This is a genomic window from Segeticoccus rhizosphaerae (assembly GCF_009192725.1).
In the GTDB taxonomy this organism is placed as follows: Bacteria; Actinomycetota; Actinomycetes; order Actinomycetales; family Dermatophilaceae; genus Segeticoccus; species Segeticoccus rhizosphaerae.
In genome coordinates, this window is sequence record NZ_VOHR01000576.1 from 1 (window position 1) to 1,242 (window position 1,242).

General features: G+C 71.0%; 2 protein-coding genes. One reads left to right on the forward strand and one right to left on the reverse strand.

All coding sequences use genetic code 11. The features are described from left to right. The coding region (locus FRW57_RS21780; RefSeq protein ID WP_203230489.1) for an ABC transporter permease at positions 1-841 on the forward strand (841 nt) is incomplete at its 5' end. 10 nt (positions 842-851) lie between these two features. On the opposite strand, the gene FRW57_RS21785 is transcribed toward FRW57_RS21780, so the two are convergent. After that, on the reverse strand, positions 852-1,242 hold a 391-nt coding region (locus tag FRW57_RS21785; protein WP_275263251.1), incomplete at its 5' end, for a PaaX family transcriptional regulator C-terminal domain-containing protein.

Below are 1,242 nucleotides of genomic sequence, written 5' to 3' on the forward strand. Positions count from 1 at the left end.
CGTGCGCTCGGCCGAGCGCACGCGCGGCGAGGACCCGGCCGCCGAGCCGCGTCCGAGTCGCAGGCCCCGGGGCAAGGGCCGCCTCCTACGCGTCTACACCTGGCTGATCCTGGCGTGGATGTTCCTGCCGATCGTCGTGATGGCGGCGTTCGGGTTCAACGACACCCAGAGCCGGTTCAACTTCCGCTGGCAGGGGTTCACCTTCAAGTGGTGGCAGAACGTCTTCGCCATCCCGAACCTCACCGAGGCACTGGTCAACTCGTTCACGATCGCCATCGTCGTGACCATCTGCGCGGTGCTCCTGGGCACCCCGATGGGCGTGGCCCTCGCGCGCTACCGCTACCGGGGGCACGGCCTGACCGACCTGGTGCTCTTCGCCAACATCGCGGCGCCGGAGATCGGCCTGGGCGCCGCGCTGCTGTCGCTCTACATCACCGTCGGGCTGCCTCGCGGCTACTGGACCATCGTCATCGCGCACGTGATGTTCACCATCCCGTTCGTGGCGATCACCGTGCGTGCCCGGATGGCGGGCATGGACGGAGCGACGGAGGAGGCCGCCCGTGACCTGGGGGCCGGTGCGTTCACCACCTTCCGCCTGGTGACGCTGCCGCAGATCGTGCCGGGTGTGGCGGCCGGTGGGCTGCTCGCCTTCGCGCTGTCCATCGACGACTTCATCATCACCCAGTTCACCGCTGGGCAGACCCTCACCTTCCCGCTGTGGGTGTGGGGTGCGAGCAGGCTCGGCGTGCCGCCCCAGGCGGACGTGATGGGCACGATCATCTTCCTGGTCGGCGTGCTGCTGGCTGTGGTCGGTTCGCTGGCCCTGCGCCGCCGCCCCTGACCCCTGCGGGTCAGTTGCGGTCGCCGGCGGCCCGGTCCATCCGGTCCCACTCGACCTGGGCTCGGCGGTGCCACCGGTCGCGGCGGTCGTGGAAGATCGTTGCCGCCCGCGGACCGGGCCAGTCGTGGTCGAGCAGCTCGACGGGCAGGTCGGGGTCCAGGAAGGGGAATCGGCGCCACTCCTGGATCAACTGGACCTGCGCGACGAAGGCCTCGCGGTCGCTCGTGACCTCCTCCGCCTCGAACCGGTCGATGAAGCCGAGGTAGCGCTTCTCCACGCTGGCGAGGTCCCAGACGGAGCTGAGCAGGGCCGCCGGGTCGCCGGCCGCCAGGGCCGGCCCGGCCCACGCGAACGACCGCTCCAGCAGACCGAGCTCCTGCACGGCCGCGCGGACCGCGTCG